The sequence below is a fragment of the Saccharospirillum sp. ABV4_185 genome (assembly GCF_056159245.1).
Window position 1 is genome coordinate 1269951 of record NZ_JBSWUW010000001.1, and the last position, 19160, is coordinate 1289110.

A 19160-nucleotide genomic window follows, 5' to 3' on the forward strand; every position below is an offset into this window, starting at 1 on the left:
GCATGATGCGCGCCCGCACCACCTTAAAAACCCTGGCCCGACATCTGGGCCTGTCGATCACCACTGTATCGCGGGCATTGAAGGACGGTCCGGAAGTGCGCCCCGATACCATCGCTCGCGTTAAAGCCGCCGCCGCCGAACTGGGTTATCGGCCCAATCAGTCGGGCATCGGTTTGAAGACCGGCAAGACCCATGTGATTGCGCTGATTCTGCCGGTGTTAAAGCCCGGTGAAGTCGTTGGTGATGTGGGCACCGGTCCTTTGATTGAAGGGCTGACGGCGGCACTGGCCGAAACGCCTTATCAGCTCACCATTATTCCCAGCCGCAGCGACCAGGATGAACTGGCGCCCGTGCGTACCCTGGTGGAGCAGGGCTTGGCCGATGGCGTGGTGCTGACGCTGACCGAAAGTCAGGATAAGCGGGTTCGGTTTCTCGCCGAAGCGGGTCTGCCCTTTGTCACCTTCGGCCGGACAGAGCTGGCGTTACAGCATCCGTATGTCGATATGGATAATGTCGATTTCAGTCGTCGCGCTGCTGATTATTTGTTGGATCGAGGGCGGCAACGGTTGTGTCTATTGTTGCCACCGTCGCGTTATCTGTTCGCCTGGCATCAGCGCTTAGGTTTTATGCACGCCCATCAGGCAAGAGGTATCGCCGTAGATGAACAGCAACAATTGTTGTCACAAACGACCGACTTTGATCCGCGCGCTCTGGCGCGCCAATTAGCCGCCAGCAACACACCGCCGGATGGCTATATTTGCGGTAATGAAATCACTGCTATGGGTTTGCTCGCCGGCCTTAGCGATGCCGGACGCAGCGCAGATGTGGTAGCGTTAGAGACTTCAACGCTGGCGGATTATTTCCACCAGCCGGTCGATGGATTTAGACAAGACCTGCATCACACGGGTCGGCAACTGGGTCGGGTATTATTAACCGCCCTGTCGGAGGACGCTCCGATGAATGAACTCCAGGTGATCGATACCGCCTGTTTTATCAACCGTACGGATCCAACAACAAGATGAAACCCATACTTTGTTTCGGCGAATTGCTGATCGATTTTCTGAATTTTAACAGCGCCCATGAAGGCGGTTTTGACCTGCCCGAGTTTCGTCAATATCCCGGTGGCGCACCCGCCAATGTGGCCGCAGCGGTTGCCCGTCTGGAGGCTCCGGCGCGTTTTATCGGTCAGGTGGGCGATGATCGGTTTGGTCGCTTTCTGACCGACGCCATGGTGCAGATGGGTGTCGATATGCAATTTCTGGGCGTGCATCCCAGCGCTCATACGCCCCTGGCTTATGTCTTTCTCGATGGCGATGGTGAGCGCAGTTTTGAATTCCTGCGCAAAGCATCGGCGGATGTCTTGATGACACCGGAAGATCTGCCCATACCCGCATTCGACGGCGCGGGCCTGTTTCATTTCTGCTCCAACACCCTGACTGACGTGGCCATCGCACGGACCACCGAAGCGGCCATCGCCCAGGCACGTCGAGTCGGCGCGACCATCAGTTTCGATGTAAACCTGCGCCATAACCTCTGGCCGAAAACGGTGGTGGACCCCGCGGTGATCGATCGTTTTCTGCGTCTGGCTGACATCGTCAAAGTCTCTAAAGAAGAAGCCGACTGGATCGAAGCCAGCGGCTTCCCGCTGGATGAATGGCTCGATACCGTCAAAGCGGTTTGGGTGACCGACGGTGGCGGCGACATTCGGGTGTTGACGCGCGATGGCGATTTAGTCGTTACGCCGCCGACTGTTAAAGCCGTCGATACCACCGCCGGTGGCGATGCCTTTAGCGGTGGTCTGCTGCGTGCGCTCAATGGCCGGGAACTGAGCCAGTTGAGCCGCAGCGAGCTTGAGCAAATTACCCACTTCGCTGCTGCCTGTGGTGCCAAAGCCGTCAGCCGCGCTGGCGCACTGCCATCCCTGCCAACCTGGTCTGAAGTCAGCGATCGCTGGCCGTTCGACGCCTGAGGAACATTCGATGAATTTTTATGAAACCGATTTTCTGGTGGACCATCTGAAGTCCATCCTGGCGTTCTACGACCCGCGCGTGGTCGATTCCGGCGGCGGCTACTTCCAGAATTACTACGACGACGGCAGTCTGTTTGACCCGGGCTTTCGTCAACTGGTGTCTTCGACCCGCATCATCGTCAACTATGCTCAGGCCGGTCGCTTCTTTGATCGAGCTGATTACCTGAGCATTGCCCAGCACGGCCTGGATTATTTGGAGCGTGTGCACTGGCGCGAAGAAGCCGACGGCTATGCCTGGACGCTGCGCGATCATCAACCCGAAGACATGACCCAGCAGGCTTACGGTTACGCCTTTGTACTCTTGGCGTACGCCGCTGCCCGTCAGGCCGGACTGGTCGATAACGCACCTTTAGCAACCACCTTCGAGCAACTGGAACAGCGCTTCTGGCAAGCCGAATACGGACTCTACGCCGACGAAATCAGTGCCGCTGGTGTGCTCAGTGATTACCGCGGCCAAAACGCCAACATGCATCTGTGCGAAGCCATGATCGCCGCCTACGAAGCCACCGGTGAAAAGCGTTATCTGGACCGGGCAAAAACGCTGGCGCAGAACGTAGCGGTACGCCAGGCCGAGCAGACCGACGGCCTGATTTGGGAGCACTATAAAGCGGATTTCAGCATCGACTGGGACTACAACAAGGACGATCCGAAAAACCTCTATCGCCCCTGGGGTTTCCAGCCGGGTCACCAGACTGAATGGACCAAACTGCTGCTGATGTTGTATCGGCACGCACCGGAAGACTGGATGCTGAAGCGCGCTCAATCACTCTTCGATCGTGCCTGGGAAACCTCTTGGGATGCCGATCATGGTGGCCTGGTTTATGGTTTCGATCCGCAAGGCCAGTGGTGCGACGATGACAAGTATTTCTGGGTTCAAGCCGAGAGCTTTGCCGCCGCCGCCCTGCTGCATCAGGCGACAAACGACGACAAATATTTGGAGCACTATCAACAGCTGTGGCAATACAGCTGGGATCATTTTGTCGATCATCAGTACGGCGCTTGGTTCCGTTTGTTAACGCGCGACAACACCAAAGTCTCCAACGAGAAAAGTGCCGCCGGTGCCAAATGTGATTACCACACTCTGGGCGCCTGTCTGGAAGTATTGCGGGTTCAGGGTCTGCCAATAGCGCCGGTTTAAACGCCTTAATCTGCAAAAACGGGTGTCGATGGACACCCGTTTTTTTTGCGCAGTCAGTTCTGAGAGTGCAATTAATAGGGCGATTGATAGTCGCCGACGGTTGCCTGGAAACTTACCGCAAAGCGATTCCATGCGTTGATGGTAACGATGGCCAGCGTTAAATCCACCAATTGAGATTCGCTGAATTGTTGGCGCGCCTGTTGATAAACAGCGTCATCGATGTTCTGGGTCGATACCTGGGTGGTAGCTTCGGCCCAGGCCAGAGCGGCACGTTCGCGATCGGAGAAAAAAGGCGTTTCCTGCCAGGCATTGAGCGCGTAAATACGCTGCTCCGTTTCACCCAGAGCGCGGGCGTCCTTGGTGTGCATGTCCAGGCAAAAGGCGCAACGGTTGATCTGAGAAACGCGAATTTTAACCAGCTCGATCAGGCGTTTTTCGACGCCGGCTTGGTTTTGGCTTTGCGTAGCCAGATAGCTTTCCAGTCCCATCATGGCTTTCATGGCACCGGGGCTGGCGGATTGAAAATCAAAACGCATGGTTGGTCTCCTGTGATATTTGGAGACGCCAAGATAATCGGCCTGAGCGCGACCGAATTGTAGAAAATCGACATCCTGAAGCAAGGTTAGAACGGTCTGTTTTGACGGGCTAGAATGTCACTATCAGAACCGCTGAGACGGTCGCAAAGAATGTCGCTACGCTTAAACACCGCCCCCAGGCTGCAAGGATTTTTCCGCCGGTCACCGACTCCTGCGTTGTTGCCTTATGTGCAGAATTTCTGGTGGCTCGACATCGACGATTGGCACCAAAGCCGTTCGCATTATCTCTACGCCGACGGCGGCAGCGGGGTTATTTTTAATCTGGCGGCGCCCGTGCAGATTAACGGTGTTGTCGTTGATCAATCGGCGCTCGCCAGTGGTCCGGTGATGCACAGCACTCAAGTGCAGTTTGGGCGGCAAGTTAAGCTGGTGGGTATTCGCTTCCAGCCGGGTATGGGGCATCCCTTTTTTGCGGTCGGATTGGACGAATTGACGCTCGAAGACGGGGTGCCGGGTTTGTCACTGGGGCGGCTGGCCGAACAACTCAGCGAATGTCACCACCGCGATCAGCAACAAAGGCTGATCGAACAGGCTCTGCTGGATCGGTTGCGAGAGTCTGGTTTCAGGCCAGGGCCGGTGCATTCGTTGCTCACACGCATCAGCCAGACAGAGGGCAGCCTTCCGCTGGCTGAACTGCTGCAAGAGATTCCACTGAGTCAGCGCCAGCTTGAGCGGCAATTCAAACTGCTGGTGGGTTTGTCGCCCAAACAATACAGCCGGGTGCAACGCGTTGGTCGGGCGCGCTGGCTATTAAAACAAACTGAAAAAGTATCGTTGCTGGATGTCGCCTTTTCATCGGGCTACTTTGACCAGGCGCATTTTATTCACGATTTCAAAGCGGTGCTTGGTTTAACGCCGGGTCAGTATTTGAAAAATATCCAGACCTAAAACGACCCAAAAAAAAGCCCACCTTTAGGTGGGCAACTCGAGAAAACCGCTGGGGAATCAGCCGGCTTACTGCTTTAACAACCTCACTCGGCCGGTGCCGGCGGCATTGGCTGGCCACCAAACTGACCGCGACCGTGACGGCCACCGCCCAGCATCGGTCCGTGGAACTCCAGATAGGTCATCAAATCTTCAACCTGAGTGGCGTTGAGTACGGTTCCCAACTGATCCGACAGGGCTGTACGAGCCTGTGCGCGTAGCTCCGCAAACTCTTCTTCCGACGGTCGGCCGGCACCGGAATCACGGCGGGCCTGCATGGCCTGGCGTTGGTCGTCGCGGAAGCTGCGCATGACGTCCAGCACCTCTTCGGCTTGCTCGTCGCTCAGGTTCAGCTCGTTAAAGATATAGCCGAAGCGTTCGGCCGGATCCTGGGGGCGTTCGTTGCCACCCCAGGCCAGTGCGCCGCTGGCGCCGGTTGTCAGAGCCACGGCCAGAGCGGTGGCGATCAAAGTATTACGATGTGTCGGTTTCATGATCTGTGCTCCTGAATATCGCAGGGCCTGTGCCCCGGTGATGTTCAGTCTCGCCGCCTTATTCGCAGCGAATATGGAGCCAGGATGCACGACATAACCTTTACCAAGTGCTTATTCGTACTTGTAGCCGGCGCCATAAACCGAACGCACAAATTCTTCTTCCGGTGCCAGCAGGTGAAGCTTGCGACGCAGGTTTTTGATGTGGCTGTCGATGGTGCGGTCGCTGACCAGGCGGCGGTCGGGATAGATGGCATCCATCAATTGATCGCGTGAAAAAATACGGCCGGGATGACGCATCAGCTCTGCCAGCAGCCGGGCCTCCAAAGCGGTCAGTTCGACTTTACGATCACCAAAACGCGCTTCATTGGCGCTCTCGGGTAATACCAGTCGCGTCCCGGTCTCCGTTTCGTTGCCATTATTGAGGCCGGTGCGTCGCAGTACGGCTTTAACGCGCGCCACCACTTCTCGCGGGCTGTAGGGTTTGCAAATGTAGTCATCCGCACCGAGTTCCAGGCCCAGCAGACGGTCGATTTCCTCGACGCGAGCGGTGGTCATAATGATGGGGGTCGCCATGGTTTTGCGGATTTCGCGGCACAGCGTCAGGCCATCGGTACCCGGCAGCATTAGGTCGAGCAAGATCAAGTCCGGTTGATAATCGGCCAGCCAGGGCAATACTTCGTCACCCCGATGACAGAGGTGCGTTTCAAAACCATCGCGATGCAGGTAATCACGTACCACCTCAGCCAGCTTGGTTTCGTCTTCGACGATCAGAATCAAGGCATTCATCCGATTTTCCTCAATGGCAGCTCGATGATCAGTGTCAGTCCACCCAGTGAAGAATGGCGCGCTTCGACGCGTCCCTGATGCGCACTGACGACGTTATGCACGATGGCCAGACCCAGGCCGGAACCGCCGCTGGCGCGATTGCGTGAACCCTCAACCCGGTACAGTCGATCAAACAGCCGGGCTAAGGCAGCGTCGGGAACACCGGGGCTGGAGTCGGACCATTCGAGCCGGGCGTACTGGTCAGTGCGACTCAGGCGGATATTTACCTGCCCGGGCGCATCGGTATAACGCAAGGAGTTTTGTGCCAGGTTGGTCAATAACTGCGTCAGTCGATGGCTGTCGGCGTCGATCAGGATGGGCGTATCAGCGGCCTGGAAGCTTAGCTCCAGACCGGCGCGATCGAAGGCAGCTTGCTGGTGACTGAGAACTTCTTCTACGAGCTCGGCCAGCTCCAGAGGTTCGCGTCGATAGCTGAGCGCACCGGCATCCGACAATGACAGTTCGTGCAGATCTTCCACCAATGCACTGAGCCGTTCGATTTCCTGATACAGCGAAGTGACGGTGTCCGGGTTGGGTTGTCGCACCCCATCCTGAATGGCTTCGAGCTCGGCACGCAGCACTGCTATGGGCGTGCGTAACTCGTGAGAAATATCGGCAATCCAGCGCTGTCGGGCATTAAGGTTTTTCGCCAGTGTTGTGGCCAGATGGTTAAAGTCGCGCGCCAGATCCGCCAGTTCATCACTGCCGGTGACAGCAATCTGAGTATCGTAGTCACCGCCAGCCAGCCGATGGGTGGCGCGTTGCAGGCGGCTGATCGGCCGGGTTAAAACGGCGGCAAATGGCAACGCAACAGCAACCGACAACAGCAAGGCTACCAAGGCAATCCAACGCAGTTGCCGACGTTGTTGATCGGCAAAGACCCGGTCGAATTCCCCGGTCAAGCGCAGGCTGGTGGGCACACCCAGTTCGCCGATGCGTTCGCCGGCAGTGTTTTCAATCGGCAGCCAGGTGCTGAAATGGCGCGGAATGGGTGGCCCGGCAATCAGCGCTCCCTGAGCATCGCGCAGTTGCAACGGCGGGCCGCGAAAACGTCGGTTGGATGACGGCGAGGCCGTTTCAGCCTCGCTATCGGGCTGGCCAAATAAGAAGGGTTTAATTAACGTTGCCCAGCGGAAGTTATCCATCGACTGCCAGCCGCCCTGGTCGGCATAGTCTTCGGCCAGCGCCTCGATCAATGGCGCCAGCCGTTTGCTCTGCACCGCTTCCTGATAGTTTTCAAAGCTGGTGCTAAACGCCTGGTTGTTGGCGACCACGATGGCCAACGTCAGCAGAGCGTTGGCCAGTAAGATGACCGCCAGTATCTGGTAGCGAAGTCGAATACGCATAGAGGTTGGTATTAAGGAATCCAGTGCACAGCATAGTCGGCGATTGTGCAGCCGGTGTGGAGTGCCGAATGCCATGAAATAGTCATCGACCTTCGCAACAATGACCGGTTGGTTCAGTAAATAGGGTGATTCAGATGACGCAGCGCTTATCGACTGCGCGCAACGCCTTGGCGGTAGGCCTTCGCTTTCTTGTGCTCGGTTGCTTGAGCTTTGGTGGCCCGGCTGCTCATCTGGGGTATTTCCGGCGGACCTTTGTCCAGCGTCTGGGTTGGCTGGATGACGACGGCTATGCGCGTCTGGTTGCCCTGGCTCAGTTTCTGCCGGGACCGGCCTCAAGCCAGGTCGGATTTGCCATCGGCTTGCAGCGCGCTGGATTGTTCGGTGGGCTGGCGGCCTTTGTCGGCTTTACCCTGCCGTCTTTTATGCTGATGACTGCCCTGGCGATTGGCAGTCGCAGCTGGTTGGACCAAGCCCGGTTGCCCGCCGTGATCTCGGGTCTGAAGTGGTTGGCGCTGGTGGTGGTGGCCGATGCGGTGATTGGTCTGTTTCTGTCGTTCTGTCGACGCAGATTAACCCAGTCGATAGCGCTGGTGACTGCCGCTGCGGTATTGGTGTCTCCCTGGGTTTGGGTGCAGCCCTTTTTGCTGCTGTTAATGGCTGTGGTCGGCGCCCGTTTTCTGGTTGCCGATTCTATCCATTTGAATGCAGCAGCAAATGGCCAGATCAAACTCTGGCCGCTGATTGTTTTTGCGCTGGTCGCTTTAACGCTCTTTATTATTCGCAGCGCTCCGACCGATCTGGCGTTGCCGTTTTTCTCGGCCGGCAGTCTGGTGTTCGGTGGCGGCCATGTGGTGTTGCCGCTGTTGCAGGCGGGCGTCGGTGCTTCGATCGATGCTGACCAATTCCTCTTTGGCTACGCCAGTGCTCAGGCGATGCCGGGCCCGCTTTTTTCCCTGGCGGCTTTTCTGGGCGCGCAGTTGCAGCCGGATCAACCCTGGTGGGGTGCTGCTGTGGCAACGCTGGCCATCTTCCTGCCCGGATTTTTACTGCTGTTGGCGCTGGCCGATATCTGGCAACGACTGGCTCAGCGCCCACGCTTAGCCGGCGCGCTGGCTGCTATCAATGCGGCCGTTGTGGGTTTGTTGCTGGCGGCCCTGTATCAGCCTGTGTTTGTGTCCGCTATTGATGACTCGACTGCCTTGGCGTTGGCGTTACTGGCGTTGGTTGCGCTGCGGTTTTTGCGTTGCCCGGTGCTGGTGTTGGTTGCAGTGGCGATCGCCCTGGGGTGGTTGGGCTGGGTGTGAGCTTGTCCGGTTTTGTCGTCGCTTTGTCATTGCTTCTTGCCAAGATAGCTGGCCTTTGGCATTAGTTGACCGCAGAGTCAAAAAGGGTCGAATAGGACGCCCGGTGTGACCGTTATATACAACGACGCCGGGCCTTTCGCTGAACCAACAAGAAGGCATTTGCCATGAACAGACTGACAACAGGAATCGCCATACTGGCAGCGCTGAGTGCTAGCAGTGTCGCCCATGCAGCCAGGGTGGAATTGCGGTTGATGGAAACCACCGACATTCATATGCACCTGGTCGACTACGACTATTACTCAGACCGTACCAACGTCACCGTTGGTCTGGCACGAACGACGGCGCTGGTGAATCAATCGCGCATGGAGGCGACTAACTCGGTATTGGTCGATAACGGCGACCTGATTCAGGGTAATCCCTTGGGCGATTACGCTGCTAAAGATCGGAAACTCGAAGACGGCGAAATCCATCCGGCCTTTAAAGCGATGAATTTGCTCGACTACGATGTTGGCAATATCGGTAACCATGAATTCAATTACGGCCTGGAATTTTTAGAGCAGTCGTTGGCCGGTGCCGAATTTCCCTACGTGGTAGCCAACGTGGTGGTGGACGATGGTGATGACGACCCGAGCAACGACGAACCCTACTTTCAGCCCTACGTGATTCTCGATAAAACCGTTGCCGACACCGACGGAAAATTGCATCGGTTACGAATTGGCTACATCGGTTTTACGCCACCGCAAATCATGGTCTGGGATCAGGCGAATCTGAGCGGCCGGGTGCAGTCGCGCGATATTGTCGAGACGGCGGAAAAGTACATCCCGAAAATGCAGGCCGAGGGTGCCGACATCATTGTTGCCATTCCGCATTCAGGCATCAGCGGCAGCGTGCGCCAAGGCGGCGATGAAAACGCCAGCCGCTATTTAGCTCAGGTCGATGGCATCGATGCCATTATGTTTGGCCATTCTCACCGTGTCTTCCCAGGTCCAGGTTATGACGGCATCGAAGGTGTCGATGCGCAGGCCGGCACCTTGTTCGGTGTGCCTTCAGTCATGCCCGGTTTTTGGGGCAGCCATCTGGGCATTATTGATTTGACGTTGGAAGGCGAAACCGGCGACTGGACCATTGTCGCCAGCCAGGCACAGGCGCAACCCATCTATGAGCGCCGCGATGGTGAGACCGTTGCCCTGGTGGATGCCGTACCGGAAATTGTTCGCGCCGTCCGCACCGATCACCAAGGCACGCTGAATTACATGGCGCAGCGCGTTGGTGAAACCACGGCCAACATTAATTCCTATTTTGCGCTGGTGCAGGACGATCCCTCGATTCAAATCGTTAACAACGCTCAGCGCTGGTACGTTGAACAGATTGTTGCTGGCACCGAATACGATGGCATGCCGATTTTGTCGGCGGCGGCGCCTTTTAAAGCGGGTGGTCGCGGCGGTGCGGATTACTACACCGAAGTGCCAGCCGGACCCATTGCGCTGAAAAATGTGGCCGATCTGTACATCTATCCGAATGACTTAAAAGTCGTTGAACTCAGTGGCGCCGAGGTTGTGGAATGGCTGGAGCGAGCCGCCGGGCAGTTCAACACCATCGACCCGGAGGCCAGCGGTGAACAATCCTTGGTTAACGACGCCTTCCCCAGCTATAACTTCGACGTCATTGATGGCCTGAGTTACCGCATTGATGTCACCGTGCCGCCGCGCTATGACGGGGAAGGTAATGTGATCAACGATGAACACCGTATCGTCGATGTGACCTATCAAGGCCAGCCATTGGATCCTCAGCAGCGCTTCCTGGTGGCGACCAACAATTACCGCGCTGGCGGCGGCGGTTCCTTCCCGAACCTCGATGGTTCGACGGTGGTGATCGACGCTCCGGATAAAAACCGCGATGTGGTCGCCAACTACCTGCTCAGTCAGGGCACCTTTAATCCGTCGGCGGACAACAACTGGCAATTTGCCGACTGGGGTAATGCCGAGGTGGTTTTTCAAACCTCGCCACAGGCCGAACGTCTGATGCCGGAGCAGGTTGAGCCGGTGCGGCAGTTGGACAGCGGTTTCGTGCTGTACCGTTTTGATTAAGCACAGACTTTAGTGCCCTCCCGCCGCCTGAATCCGGGCGGCATTCTCCTTCTTTAAAAACCGGCACCAAAAAGGTGTCGTTTCTGTCCGCCTTGCAGCCGCTCTAGAATGGGCTATTGGTCGTACTAACTGTTAGACATGACAACAAAAAGCGAAAAGACGGTATTGTGAATGGTAGTTGTTGCCGATAGCGTGACTGGAACGGAGCGTGCCAAACAACAGGCGGCTGCGAATGGATGGGTAAGGCGGCATGGAAGTCGATCTGAACGGATGACAACAACGGTGGCTATGAATCCGAATTCACGCTCAAACCCCATTGCACTTGATGGCGTAGATTTCAGCGAAATCGAAGGACAGTTCAACGAGAACGTCGGTGCGTTTCTGGCGCAGGTTCGTCATATGAACCAGCAGAAAATCCCCGCCTTGATGAATGCCTTATCGGTCTCCAAGAAAACCTATCTGGAAATGGAAAAAGGCAAGCGCCAATACCGCATGCACATCATTGCCTGGTGGAGCTTTGTCATGGGATTGTCGCCACTGCATATCCTGGCGCAGTCCGATTATTTTGGTCACTTGCCGATCGGCGATTACCGCAATATCCGCCAGATTAAATTGGCGCTGCTGCTGCAGCGGGTGCCGTCGGCGCAGTCGATGGAAGCCTTGCGCGGCCTGATTGATGATTGCCCGCGTACCATTCACCGCGATATTGATCGTTCGATGCACATCTCCATCGAAGAGATGGAAGCGGCGCGTCGCTTTCTCTATTCAGATGATTATTACCTGATGATTGCCGACGCCATGCGTCGTTTTATCACCCAAAACGGTTTCACCCGACGCGAATTTGCTGACTTTTTGAGTGTCACTCAACGCACGGTGCGGCGTATTCTCAAGGGTGAAGTGGCGCTGAATTACAGCTATTACGCGCGCTTTTATTTATCGACCGGTGTCTATCCGCTCACGGTGGTGGAAGAACCGGCTTATATGAGAGTGCGTCTGAAGTTGGAGCAGCGCTTCTTTCTGATCAACGATCTGATCGCCGGCTACGGCAGTCAGCCTGAGCGTCTCGATGAAGCGCTGGTGCAATTGGGTGAACAGCCGGCCGATGCTTATTGGCGCTCGCTGTTTACCCAACAGCGTGAAGACTGATCAGTGACGACCGGTGTGCCCGAAGCCGCCGGCGCCACGATCACTGGCCTCAAAATCCTCGACCCATTCGAATTCCGCCTGCACTACTGGCACCAATACCAGTTGCGCCAGGCGCTCGCCCGGTTCCAGTTGGAAGCTGCTTTGGCCGCGATTCCAGCATGACACCATTAACTCGCCCTGATAATCCGAATCGATTAAGCCGACCAGGTTGCCCAGCACGATGCCGTGTTTATGGCCAAGACCGGAGCGCGGCAGAATCATGGCAGCGTAGTTCGGATCATCGATATGAATCGCCAGGCCCGTGCCGACTAAAGAGGTCTGTCCCGGTTCCAGCGTCAGCGGCTCATCCAGGCAGGCGCGTAGATCGAGACCGGCAGAACCTTCGGTGCCATAGCTGGGCAGAGGAATACTGTCGCCCAGACGGGCGTCGAGTTTTTTGATTTTCAGGCGGTGCTTCATTCGGTGTCCTGTCGCGGTGGCAGTTGGGTGGCAAATTGTTCGATCAGCCAGCGCGCAACCTGAGCCTTACTGGCCGGACCAAAGGCTTCGCTGCGTTGTGCGCTGACCAGCAGGATGTCGTTAAGGTCGCTGCCAAAACCGATGTCGTTGCGCGACACATCGTTAGCCACAACCCAGTCGACGGCTTTCTTCTCCAGCTTGGTGCGGGCGTGACTTTCCAGGTTTTCAGTCTCAGCGGCAAAGGCGATGACCTGCTTGGGTCGTCGCTCGCTGTTGGCGACTCCGGCAACGATATCCGGGTTTTCGATCAGCTCCAGTGTCAGACCATTGTGATCTTCGTCTTTTTTAATTTTCTGGGTCGGCACTGACGCCGGGCGATAATCCGCTACGGCGGCGGTGGCAATAAACAAATCCACCGCGTCCAGATTGGCCTGGGCTGCGTCGTTCATCTCTAAAGCCGTGGTGACATCGAGCCGCTTAACCCTGGGTGGTGTGGCGAGCTTTACCGGGCCAGCAATCAAGGTGACGTCGGCACCGGCTTCGGCAGCAGCAGCGGCCAGGGCAAAACCCATCTTGCCGCTGGAGTGGTTGCTCAGGTAGCGAACCGGATCGATGGCTTCGCGCGTCGGCCCGGCGGTAATCACGACTTTACGGCCGGTCAGAAAACCAGCGCTGAAAGCGCGGGCCGTTAGTTCAGCCAGTCCGACCGGTTCCAGCATGCGACCCGGACCAATATCGCCGCAGGCCTGCTGACCCGCATCGGGACCAAACCAGAGGGTGCCCGGCTGTAAGGTGGTGAGTTTTTCGACGTTGGCCTGGGTGACCGGGTTTAACCACATCTTTTCATTCATCGCTGGCGCCAAGGCCAGGGGCGCACGGGTGGCCAAACATAGTGTGGTCAGCAAGTCATTGCCCATGCCGGAGGCGAGGCGGGCAATAAAGTCGGCCGTCGCCGGGGCCACCAATAACAGATCCGCCCAGCGCGCCAGCTCGATATGACCCATACCCATCTCGGCTTCTTCATCGAGCAGACTGCGATGCACCGGATGGCCGCTGAGCGCTTGCAAAGTCAGCGGCGTAATAAATTCCTGAGCCGCCTCGGTCATCACTACTCGCACTTCGGCGCCGGCGCGAATCAGCTCGCGCACCAGCTCAGCCGACTTATAAGCGGCGATGCCGCCGGTGATACCAACGACGATGCGTTTTCCGACCAGTGTTTGCATGCCAAGGTCCCGCCTTTCAAAATAGAGCGCGAGAATACCACATGGGGGTGGTTGTGCTCAGAGTCCACGGTTGGACCATAAGGAGATGCAAGGATGGCGATCAAGGATTGGCCGGCGGCCGAACGGCCGCGCGAAAAACTACTCGAACGAGGCGCAGCTTCACTCACCGATGCCGAATTACTGGCGATTTTTTTGCGCACTGGTTTACCCGGTCTGACCGCGGTCGATCTGGCGCGCACTCTGCTCAACGATTACGGCAGCCTGGCGGCATTGCTCGCTGCCGATCAAAACGCCTTCTGCGCTGGTAAGGGGTTGGGCAGCGCCAAGTTCGTTCAGTTGCAGGCGGTGCTGGAAATGAGCCGGCGTTACCTGCTCGATGAATTGCGCACTGGGCCAGCACTTACCTCGCCGGCTGATGCGCGTTCCTTTGTATTGGCGCAACTGCGTAGCCTGCCACACGAAGTCTTTGCCTGTATCTGGCTTGATAATCAGCATCGAGTGTTGCTCTACGAGCCACTGTTTACCGGGACCATTGATGGCGCTGCCGTTTATCCGCGCGAAGTGGTGCGACGGGCGTTGTCGCATAACGCCGCAGCCGTCATACTGGCGCACAATCATCCCAGCGGCGTCGCTGAACCGAGCGATGCCGATCGTCGTATCACCGACCGACTGATCGATTCATTGCAGACAATCGACGTTCGAGTACTCGACCACATGGTGGTCGGTGCTGGTGTGGTGGTGAGCTTTGCCGAACGTGGCTGGCTGCGGTGAATGAGGTTGCACTCCAGGAACTGAACAAAGTTTCGCCTGGATGCTTGAGTTGGTTCGGGCCTTCTGGTATAAAACGCGCCTCATTTTATCCGGGCCCCGGATCGACAGGGCGGATCGGGGCCAAACGGCGCGCGTGCCGAACGGACTCCAGGCTTTGAACCAAAAGCCAATTTCACGAGCTATAACGTCGGTCTGACCGAAGAATCGGAGGCGATTGCACCATGTCCAGAATTTGCCAAGTTACGGGTAAGCGTCCCGTAACCGGGAACAACGTTTCCCACTCTCACATCAAGACCAAGCGCCGGTTCCTGCCGAACCTGCACACTCACCGTTTCTGGGTTGAGGGTGAAAAGCGTTTCGTCAAACTGCGTGTTTCCTCTAAGGGCATGCGCATCATCGACAAGAAGGGTATCGAAGCGGTCCTGACCGACATTCGTGCCCGTGGCGAGAAGGTCTAAGGAGCTTAGCCATGCGTGATAAAATCAAGTTGGTGTCCAGCGCCGGTACCGGTTACTACTACACCACCGACAAGAACAAGCGTAATACTCCCGACAAGATGGAATTCAAGAAATTCGATCCGGTAGTCCGCAAGCACGTCATCTTCAAAGAAGCCAAGATCAAGTAAGTCTCGGCTTCGTTAAAAAAACCGACCCTGTTCTGCAGCGTCGGTTTTTTTGTGTCTGCTTGACCCACCGCAGCGAGGCTACCTAGAATGCGGCTGCGTTCTGATTTGATAGGGTTCCCATCATGTCGTTGATGGTTTTTGCTGACATCGTCTTTGGTCGCCTGCGCTTGGCCTGAGTGGCGAGCAGACGGTACCAACCTCCTCTTCTTTCGACACGCTGCGATCCAACTTTCTGTTGGATGACAGGGCCTGCTCGTCACTGTGTTTCCGTCGAAGTTAACGACAGGAAAATCTGTGATGGCAAAACAATCCATTGCGTCGCGTTCCAGCCAGAGTTGGGATGGTGTCGCTGATTGGTACGCAGGCTGGTCCGGCCCGCGTGGCAGTATCCACCATCGTAAGCTGGCCATTCCGGCGGTATTGCAGGCTGTTGATGGACAGGCCGGTGAACGCTTGCTTGATCTGGGCTGTGGTCCGGGTGCACTGGCCGAACATGCCAGTCGGCTGGGCATGAGTTATACCGGTGTGGATCTCAGCGGCAAATTGATCAGTCGCGCGCGCAAACATCATGCTGGCGCCGGCCGTCGTTTTATCGTTGCTAATGTGACCGACCCGGCGTTGCCCGCACGCCTGGGAGACACAAGCTTTGATGCCGCGGTATTTCTGCTCAGTGTGCAGGACATCAACCCGCTGCAACCGGCCATCGATAACGCGGCAACCTTACTGCGCCCCGGTGGTCGGTTAGTGATGTTGATGACGCATCCGTGTTTTCGCATTCCACGCCAAAGTGGCTGGGGCTGGGATGGCGGTCGCCAATTGCAGTACCGGCGGGTGGACACTTATCTGTCGCCATTGAGCATACCGATGCAACGACACCAAAACGGCCAGGGCACCACGCGCAGCTATCACCGACCACTGAGCCACTATGTCAGTGCTTTGGCGGGCAGCGGCTTGCAGGTGGATCAATTGTTGGAAATACCCATGCTGGAAGCGCTGCATCCGAACCAGAAACTGAGCCGTGCTGAACGTCGTGCAGCACAGGAAATTCCGCTGTTTCTATTGCTGCGTGCGCAGAAAGTGAACTGAGCTTTGGGCCGGGTTCTACCGCTCATGTCGTTCCCGGCCCTTCATGCCATAATGGCCGCTTTTCAGCGACCGCTGTTCTGATTAACGGAAACCCAGATGCCCGAATTACCCGAAGTCGAAACCACCCGGCGTGGCATCGAACCTCATATTTTGAATCGGCGCGTTATGCGCCTGACCGTGCGCGACGGTCGTCTGCGCTGGCCGGTGACGCCGGAAATGCCGGCGCAGCTTCAGGACCAGAAAGTTCTCGGCACCGAGCGACGCTCCAAATACTTGCTGATTCAACTCGAGCGCGGCGTGCTGATTATCCATCTGGGGATGTCGGGTAGTTTGCGCGTCTTGCTCGACGACCCGACACCGGGCAAGCACGATCACCTCGACCTGGAACTCGATAACGGCGTGCGGCTGCGCTACAACGATCCGCGCCGTTTCGGTGCCTGGCTCTATACCGAAGCGCCGATCGACAGCCATGAATTGATCGCTCACCTCGGCCCGGAACCGCTCAGTGATGCGTTCAGCGCTGACTATTTATTCAAGCTTAGCCGCAAGCGCAAAACCAAGATCAAAACCTTCCTGATGGATGCGCGAGTCGTTGTCGGTGTTGGGAATATTTATGCCAACGAAGCGCTGTTTATGGCCGGTGTTTATCCCCATAAACAAACCGGACGAATCAGTAAGGCCGAGTGCGAACGCTTGGTTGATACCATCAAGCAGGTGCTGGCGTTGGCGATCAGCCAGGGCGGTACGACCTTGCGTGATTTTGTCGGCGGCGATGGCAAGCCAGGTTATTTTGCCCAGTCGTTGAATGTTTATGGCCGTGCTGGTTTGCCGTGCAAGCGCTGCGCAACGCCGATCAAGGAAATGCGTACCAATAACCGCAGCACCTGTTATTGCCCAAGCTGTCAGCCGCGTTAACGCAACCAGGAGAGACCGCATGAAACTCGATGATATTCGCCGTGATTACCTCAAGGGTGGGCTGAACCGCGCTGATTTGCATGCTGATCCCATCGCGCAATTCGAAACCTGGTTGCAGCAAGCGGTCGATGCACAACTCAGCGCTGACCCGACGGCGATGACGCTGGCCACGGTCGATGCTAATGGTCAGCCGAGCCAGCGTGTGGTGTTGCTGAAAGCGCTCGATGAACGCGGCTTTGTGTTCTACACCAATTACGACAGCCATAAAGGCCGCGATATCGCCGCCAACTCTAAAGTCAGTTTGCACTTTGGCTGGCTGGCGCTGGAGCGTCAGGTGGTGGTCTACGGCAACGCTAAGCGCATCGACGAACAGGCCTCGGCGGAGTACTTCCATTCCCGACCGCGCGCCAGCCAGATTGGCGCCTGGACCAGCCAGCAGAGTCAGCCGATTGCCTCGCGTGACGATTTGGATGCGGCTTTTGCTGCAACCGAAGCGCGTTTTGCCGACCACGAGGAAATTCCGTTGCCGCCGTTTTGGGGCGGCATTGCTGTAGAGCCGCAGCAGATTGAATTCTGGCAGGGCCGCGGCGGACGGCTGCACGATCGGTTTATTTATCGGCGTGAAGCAACGCAGTGGCGGGTTGAACGGTTGCAGCCGTAACGTCCGCAGAGCGCTAGTCGAGCCTTTGGCGGAGAGCTGACTTGAGTGGGCGTCGATCCACAGGGATGTGGATCGCCGAGCTTACAGGGATGTACTTGCAGCGTCCCACTCAAGTCAGCTCTCCGGTAAAGGCGGCCCCAAACCTCAGACCATTGTTACTCTAAATCGCCGGGCTCAGTTCAACCTTTGAACCATCACTAAAGCGATCAAAACGGAAACGACGGAGATCGTGACCGACCGGCTGCTCTGCTACCAGGTCGGCAATCACCCTGCCCATGCCGGGCCCAATCCCAAAGCCGTGACCACTCATGCCGGTGGCGATAATCAGACCACGGCAACTGGGTACCCGATCCAGTATTGGCAGAATGTCCGGCATGGTGTCGATCATACCGCCCCAGCTGGTCCGGATGCTGGCATCGGCAAAACCCGGAAAGGCATCTTTGATGCGCTGCAGTGTTTTGTTCAGCGCCTTGTGATTTGGACTCGGGTTGAGAATGCGTTGCAGCTCGAACGGACTGATCTGATCGCCCTGCCAGCGGCGCTGAGTGCCCCAGCTATCGGGGAAGTTTTTCGGTGCCAGCGGATGAAAATGCGTGCCGGAAAAATCTTTGCGCAATTGCGGCAGATAATGGCGGAAATGCCGGAAGGCATCCGGACCAATAAAGAAATCGTGGTCGTAACCGGGCGCGATGTTGTAGCCGCCATCCAGACGCCGACGCAGCGCAAAATCCGGCGCAGCCAGTTGACCATCATAGAACTCAGGCAAGGCAGTGGTCGCGCCGACGGAAGCCAGTACCGACAGCTGCGGAATGTGAATGCCGGCATTGCGTGCAAACAGGCTCGACCAGGCGCCGCCGGCCAGAACCGCCTGTTCGCAGCGAATGGTGCCTAGCTCAGTCACCACAGCGCTGAGCTGACCGGCGCTGGTTTCCAGGGTACGCACCGCGCATTGCTCAACGATGGTCACACCGGCGTTGGCTGCCGCTCGCGCCAGCGCCGGCACCGCCTGCCAGGGTTCGGCGCGACCATCGCTGGGCGTGAATAGAGCACCGAGCCAATCACGACGATAGCTCGGCAACTGTTCTTTGAGTTGGGCAGGACTGAGCAGCTTCGTATCCAGTCCCTGCTCACTGGCCAGTTGCTGCCATTGCTCATACTGAGCTAATTCCTGTTCACTCTCGGCGACATAGAGAATACCGGTCTGGCGAAAGCCGAGCTCTTCGTCGCTGTCGGCCGATAACTGCTGCCACAGCCGGTTGGCTTCCATCATGATCGGCAGTTCGTGTGGATCTCGACCCTGCTGGCGCACCCACCCCCAGTTGCGTGACGACTGCTCACCAGCGATGCGGCCTTTTTCGCACAGCACCACCTTGAGTCCTTTGCGATTCAGAAACCAGGCCGTCATGACTCCGATAACACCACCGCCGATGACGACGACATCACAGCTATCTGGCAAGGCACCGTGGTGTTCTGGCTGGCTGGGCAGTTGGAAAGGAAATTCGCTTTGGGTCATGGCAATAAACTCCAGAGT

20 protein-coding genes are annotated in these 19160 nt (G+C 57.0%); 13 read left to right on the forward strand and 7 right to left on the reverse strand.

Going from position 1 to position 19160, the window contains the following annotated elements:
• The first annotated feature begins 2 nt into the window (after positions 1-2).
• From ACXAE6_RS05820 to ACXAE6_RS05830, 3 genes are read left to right on the forward strand one after another with little or no spacing between them, the layout of a single operon-like run.
• The gene (locus tag ACXAE6_RS05820) at positions 3-1022 is read left to right on the forward strand and encodes a LacI family transcriptional regulator (RefSeq protein WP_475145648.1); all 1020 of its coding nucleotides are present in this window, start codon (positions 3-5) and stop codon (positions 1020-1022) included.
• Positions 1019-1969, forward strand: coding sequence for a carbohydrate kinase family protein (locus ACXAE6_RS05825; RefSeq protein WP_475145651.1), 951 nt, complete (start codon positions 1019-1021; stop codon positions 1967-1969). Before ACXAE6_RS05820 ends, ACXAE6_RS05825 begins: the two co-directional genes overlap by 4 nt.
• Positions 1970-1979: 10 nt before the next feature.
• Positions 1980-3167: an AGE family epimerase/isomerase gene (locus tag ACXAE6_RS05830; RefSeq protein ID WP_475145653.1), complete on the forward strand. Its 1188-nt coding sequence runs from the start codon at positions 1980-1982 to the stop codon at positions 3165-3167.
• Positions 3168-3238: 71 nt separating this feature from the next.
• Here ACXAE6_RS05830 and ACXAE6_RS05835 read toward each other — a convergent pair whose 3' ends face one another.
• Positions 3239-3703, reverse strand: a complete 465-nt coding sequence (locus ACXAE6_RS05835) for a carboxymuconolactone decarboxylase family protein (RefSeq protein ID WP_475145656.1) — start codon at positions 3701-3703, stop codon at positions 3239-3241.
• Between the two features lie 150 nt (positions 3704-3853).
• Between ACXAE6_RS05835 and ACXAE6_RS05840 the strand changes: the two genes are divergently transcribed.
• Entirely contained in the window at positions 3854-4651 is a 798-nt protein-coding gene (locus tag ACXAE6_RS05840; protein WP_475145658.1) for a helix-turn-helix domain-containing protein, read from the forward strand.
• Positions 4652-4734: 83 nt separating this feature from the next.
• Here ACXAE6_RS05840 and ACXAE6_RS05845 read toward each other — a convergent pair whose 3' ends face one another.
• From ACXAE6_RS05845 to ACXAE6_RS05855, 3 genes are all read right to left on the reverse strand, one after another.
• Positions 4735-5181: a Spy/CpxP family protein refolding chaperone gene (locus ACXAE6_RS05845; protein WP_475145661.1), complete on the reverse strand. Its 447-nt coding sequence runs from the start codon at positions 5179-5181 to the stop codon at positions 4735-4737.
• Between the two features lie 111 nt (positions 5182-5292).
• Positions 5293-5967, reverse strand: coding sequence for a response regulator (locus tag ACXAE6_RS05850; RefSeq protein WP_475145664.1), 675 nt, complete (start codon positions 5965-5967; stop codon positions 5293-5295).
• Positions 5964-7352 carry an ATP-binding protein gene (locus tag ACXAE6_RS05855; protein ID WP_475145667.1) on the reverse strand — a complete coding sequence of 463 codons (1389 nt, stop codon included), beginning with the start codon at positions 7350-7352 and terminating at the stop codon, positions 5964-5966. The genes ACXAE6_RS05850 and ACXAE6_RS05855 overlap by 4 nt, the downstream gene beginning before the upstream one ends.
• A gap of 134 nt (positions 7353-7486) precedes the next feature.
• Between ACXAE6_RS05855 and chrA the strand changes: the two genes are divergently transcribed.
• The 3 genes from chrA (at position 7487) to ACXAE6_RS05870 (ending at position 11889) form a co-directional block, all read left to right on the forward strand.
• Positions 7487-8656 carry a chromate efflux transporter gene (chrA, locus tag ACXAE6_RS05860; RefSeq protein ID WP_475145669.1) on the forward strand — a complete coding sequence of 390 codons (1170 nt, stop codon included), beginning with the start codon at positions 7487-7489 and terminating at the stop codon, positions 8654-8656.
• Positions 8657-8820: 164 nt separating this feature from the next.
• Complete coding sequence (locus ACXAE6_RS05865; protein WP_475145671.1) at positions 8821-10743, forward strand: bifunctional 2',3'-cyclic-nucleotide 2'-phosphodiesterase/3'-nucleotidase; 1923 nt, start codon at positions 8821-8823, stop codon at positions 10741-10743.
• A gap of 270 nt (positions 10744-11013) precedes the next feature.
• Positions 11014-11889 (forward strand): hypothetical protein, encoded by an 876-nt coding sequence (locus tag ACXAE6_RS05870; protein ID WP_475145673.1) that lies wholly within the window; start codon positions 11014-11016, stop codon positions 11887-11889.
• Here ACXAE6_RS05870 and dut read toward each other — a convergent pair whose 3' ends face one another.
• Together dut and coaBC are read right to left on the reverse strand one after the other, a co-directional pair.
• Positions 11890-12348, reverse strand: a complete 459-nt coding sequence (gene dut / locus ACXAE6_RS05875) for a dUTP diphosphatase (RefSeq protein WP_475145676.1) — start codon at positions 12346-12348, stop codon at positions 11890-11892.
• Positions 12345-13571, reverse strand: a complete 1227-nt coding sequence (gene coaBC / locus ACXAE6_RS05880) for a bifunctional phosphopantothenoylcysteine decarboxylase/phosphopantothenate--cysteine ligase CoaBC (RefSeq protein WP_475145678.1) — start codon at positions 13569-13571, stop codon at positions 12345-12347. Before coaBC ends, dut begins: the two co-directional genes overlap by 4 nt.
• Positions 13572-13664: 93 nt before the next feature.
• On the opposite strand from coaBC, the gene radC reads away from it, so the two are divergent.
• From radC to pdxH, 6 genes are all read left to right on the forward strand, one after another.
• A complete protein-coding gene (gene radC, locus ACXAE6_RS05885; protein WP_392797522.1) occupies positions 13665-14342 on the forward strand; it encodes a RadC family protein in 678 nt (225 codons plus the stop codon).
• A gap of 221 nt (positions 14343-14563) precedes the next feature.
• Positions 14564-14800 carry a 50S ribosomal protein L28 gene (gene rpmB / locus ACXAE6_RS05890; RefSeq protein WP_392797521.1) on the forward strand — a complete coding sequence of 79 codons (237 nt, stop codon included), beginning with the start codon at positions 14564-14566 and terminating at the stop codon, positions 14798-14800.
• An 11-nt stretch (positions 14801-14811) separates the two neighbouring features.
• Entirely contained in the window at positions 14812-14967 is a 156-nt protein-coding gene (gene rpmG, locus ACXAE6_RS05895) for a 50S ribosomal protein L33 (protein WP_392797520.1), read from the forward strand.
• A gap of 297 nt (positions 14968-15264) precedes the next feature.
• The gene (locus ACXAE6_RS05900) at positions 15265-16053 is read left to right on the forward strand and encodes a class I SAM-dependent methyltransferase (RefSeq protein ID WP_475145682.1); all 789 of its coding nucleotides are present in this window, start codon (positions 15265-15267) and stop codon (positions 16051-16053) included.
• Positions 16054-16149: 96 nt separating this feature from the next.
• The gene (gene mutM, locus ACXAE6_RS05905) at positions 16150-16968 is read left to right on the forward strand and encodes a bifunctional DNA-formamidopyrimidine glycosylase/DNA-(apurinic or apyrimidinic site) lyase (protein ID WP_475145685.1); all 819 of its coding nucleotides are present in this window, start codon (positions 16150-16152) and stop codon (positions 16966-16968) included.
• A gap of 19 nt (positions 16969-16987) precedes the next feature.
• A complete protein-coding gene (gene pdxH / locus ACXAE6_RS05910; RefSeq protein WP_475145688.1) occupies positions 16988-17629 on the forward strand; it encodes a pyridoxamine 5'-phosphate oxidase in 642 nt (213 codons plus the stop codon).
• A gap of 160 nt (positions 17630-17789) precedes the next feature.
• Here pdxH and ACXAE6_RS05915 read toward each other — a convergent pair whose 3' ends face one another.
• Positions 17790-19142, reverse strand: coding sequence for an NAD(P)/FAD-dependent oxidoreductase (locus ACXAE6_RS05915; protein WP_475145690.1), 1353 nt, complete (start codon positions 19140-19142; stop codon positions 17790-17792).
• Positions 19143-19160 lie beyond the last annotated feature (18 nt).